Below are 3,274 nucleotides of genomic sequence, written 5' to 3' on the forward strand. Positions count from 1 at the left end.
TCTTGACCGCGAGCTTTCTGCTTCAACGCACCAGGCACGGCTTCTTGTTGTTGAACGTCCAGTTCGGCACCAGGTATTGCATGGCGATGGCGTCGTCCCGCGCGCCCAGGCCTTTTTCCTTGTACAGCGCATGGGCCTTTTCCAGCGCATCGAAGTCCAGCTCCACGCCCAGGCCCGGTTTCTTCGGCACGGCCACCTTGCCGCCGACGATCTGCAGCGGTTCGCGGGTCAGGTGCTGGCCGTCCTGCCAGATCCAGTGGGTGTCGATGGCGGTGATGCGGCCCGGCGCGGCGGCGGCGACATGGGTGAACATGGCCAGCGACACGTCGAAGTGGTTGTTCGAGTGCGAACCCCAGGTCAACCTCCAGTCGTGGCACATCTGCGCGACGCGCACGGAGCCGGCCATGGTCCAGAAATGCGGGTCGGCCAGCGGGATGTCCACCGATTGCAGCTGCACCGTATGGCCCATCTGCCGCCAGTCGGTGGCGATCATGTTGGTGGCGGTCGGCAGCCCGGTCGCGCGACGGAACTCGGCCATCACCTCGCGTCCCGAGTAGCCGTTCTCGGCGCCGCAGGGGTCCTCGGCATAGGCCAGCACGCCGTGCAGGTCGCGGCACAGGCCAATGGCCTCGTTCAGCGACCAGGCACCGTTGGGGTCCAGGGTGATGCGCGCCTCGGGGAAGCGAGCGGCCAGGGCGCGAATCGCCTCGACTTCCTCTTCGCCGCGCAGCACGCCGCCCTTGAGCTTGAAGTCCTTGAAGCCGTAACGCGCGTAGGCGGCTTCGGCCTGGCGCACCACCGTCTCCGGCGTCAGCGCCTGCTCGTTGCGCACGCGGAACCACTCCTCGCCGGACGAGGACTCGTCGCGATAGCCCAGGTCGGTCTTGTTGCGGTCGCCCACGTAGAACAGGTAGCCGAGCATCTCGACGTCATCGCGCTGCTGCCCTTCGCCGAGCAGCGCCGCGACCGGCACGCCCAGGTGCTGGCCGAGCAGGTCGAGCAGTGCCGACTCGAGCGCCGTGACGGCATGGATGGCGATGCGCAGGTCGAAGGTCTGCAGGCCGCGGCCGCCCGAGTCGCGGTCGGCGAACGCGCGACGCACACGGTTGAGGATGCCGTTGAAGTTGCCGACCGATTCGCCGACCAGCAGCGAGCGTGCATCTTCGAGGGTCTGGCGGATGGCTTCGCCACCGGGGACCTCGCCGACACCGATGTGCCCGGCGTTGTCCTTGAGGATGAGGATGTTGCGGGTGAAGTACGGGCCGTGCGCACCGCTCAGGTTGAGCAGCATGCTGTCCTGGCCGGCGACCGGAATCACCTGCAGTTCGGTAATGCTCGGCGCGCCCGAAGTCTGGCCGGCAGTGGTCTGGGTGTTCATGTCCGTAGCCCCTTTTATTGTTGTGCGGGTCTGGTAACGCGGACAGCTGTACAGGTATCGCCTCGCCCGGATCGGCACGGGCGGCGCGCCTCGAGGCTGCGCCGCCGGACTCACCGCGCCCGGGCGGGCGCGCCGGTTCAGCCGATGTAGGTGGTCTTCACCGTGGTGTAGAACTCCTGGGCATAACGGCCCTGCTCGCGCGGGCCGTAGGACGAACCCTTGCGACCGCCGAAGGGCACATGGTAGTCCACGCCCGCGGTCGGCAGGTTGACCATCACCATGCCCGCCTGCGCGTGGCGCTTGAAGTGGTTGGCGTACTTGAGCGAGGTGGTGCAGATGCCGGCGGACAGGCCGAACTCGGTGTCGTTGGCCATCGCCAGCGCCGCCTCGTAGTCCTTGACCTTCACCACGTTGGCCACCGGTCCGAAGATCTCCTCGCGGCTGATGCGCATGTCCGCCGTGCTGTCGACGAACAGGGTCGGCGCCAGGTAGTAGCCTTCGGTCTCGCATTTGACGCGCTCGCCGCCACAGGCCAGGCGGGCGCCTTCCTGCTTGCCGATCTCGATGTAGCGCAGGTCCTGCTCGAGCTGGGCTTCGGAGACCACAGGGCCGACATCGACGCCCTTCTCCAGCGCGGAGCCGACCTTGATCTTCTTGATGCGCTCGACCATCGCCTCGACGAAGCGGTCGTAGATGCCCTCGGTCACGATGATGCGGCTCGACGCGGTGCAGCGCTGCCCGGTGGAGTAGAAGGCGCTCTGGGTGCACAGCTCGACGGCCACGTTCAGGTCGGCGTCGTCGAGCACGATCTGCGGGTTCTTGCCGCCCATCTCCAGCTGCACCTTCGCGCCGCGGGCCACGCAGGCCGCCGCGATGCCGCGGCCGACGCCCACCGAACCGGTGAAGCTGATGGCCTCGACCCGTGCATCGTTGACCAGCGCTTCACCGACCTCGCGGCCACGGCCCATGACCAGGTTGAACACGCCTGCCGGGAAGCCGGCGCGGGAAATGATTTCGGCGATGGCCCAGGCGCAGCCCGGCACCAGGTCCGCCGGCTTGATCACCACGCAGTTGCCGTAGGCCAGCGCCGGGGCGATCTTCCAGGCCGGAATGGCGATCGGGAAGTTCCACGGCGTGATCAGGCCGACCACGCCCAGCGGTTCGCGGGTCACTTCGACGCTCACGCCCGGGCGCACCGACTGCAGGGTCTCGCCGGCCTGGCGCAGGCACTCGCCCGCGAAGTACTTGAAGATGTTGCCGGCGCGCGACACTTCGCCGATCGCCTCGGGCAGGGTCTTGCCCTCTTCCCGGGCCAGCAGCGCGCCGAGCTCTTCGCGGCGGGCGAGGATTTCCAGGCCGACCTTTTCCAGCGAATCGGCACGCGCCTGAATACCGGAGGTGGACCACGCCGGGAACGCGGCCCGGGCGGCCTCGATGGCGGCGGACACCTGGCCGGCATCGGCCTGGGCGTATTCACCGATCACATCGGAGAGGTCCGACGGGTTGACGTTGCGCGAGTAGTTGGCGCCCGCCACCCACTCGCCACCGATGTAATTGTCGTAACGCTTGTGCTCTGCCATGGATATCTCCAGTCGATTGTTTTGCAGCCGACCCGCGCGGATCGGCTGTGGCTTTACGGCGCTGGAGGCGAATCCGGGGATCGCCTGCCGGTCGCGCCGGACGTGGTCGTTGTGGCAATGGCGGCTATTGCGCGCCCAGCTTGGCCATGAGCGCGGCCAGGCGTTCGTACTCGTCGGGCTTGAGATCGGTCAGCGGCGCGCGCACCGGGCCGGCGTCGTGGCCTGCGATCTTCGCTCCGGCCTTGACGATGCTCACCGCATAGCCCTTGCAGCGGTTGCGGATGTCCAGGTATGGCAGGAAGAAGTCGTCGATCAA

Annotated in this window: 2 protein-coding genes and 1 pseudogene; all 3 read right to left on the minus strand. The window is 67.6% G+C overall.

What is annotated here, in order from left to right:
- Nucleotides 1–22: 22 nt before the first annotated feature.
- Complete coding sequence (gudD, locus tag DN824_RS22275; protein ID WP_138410500.1) at nucleotides 23–1,378, minus strand: glucarate dehydratase; 1,356 nt, start codon at nucleotides 1,376–1,378, stop codon at nucleotides 23–25.
- Between the two features lie 137 nt (nucleotides 1,379–1,515).
- Nucleotides 1,516–2,958, minus strand: a complete 1,443-nt coding sequence (locus DN824_RS22280; protein WP_138410501.1) for an aldehyde dehydrogenase family protein — start codon at nucleotides 2,956–2,958, stop codon at nucleotides 1,516–1,518.
- 124 nt (nucleotides 2,959–3,082) lie between these two features.
- Nucleotides 3,083–3,274 (minus strand): annotated as a pseudogene (locus DN824_RS22285) (5-dehydro-4-deoxyglucarate dehydratase); the annotation flags it as partial.

Source organism: Stutzerimonas nosocomialis, from assembly GCF_005876855.1.
Classification (GTDB): domain Bacteria; phylum Pseudomonadota; class Gammaproteobacteria; order Pseudomonadales; family Pseudomonadaceae; genus Stutzerimonas; species Stutzerimonas nosocomialis.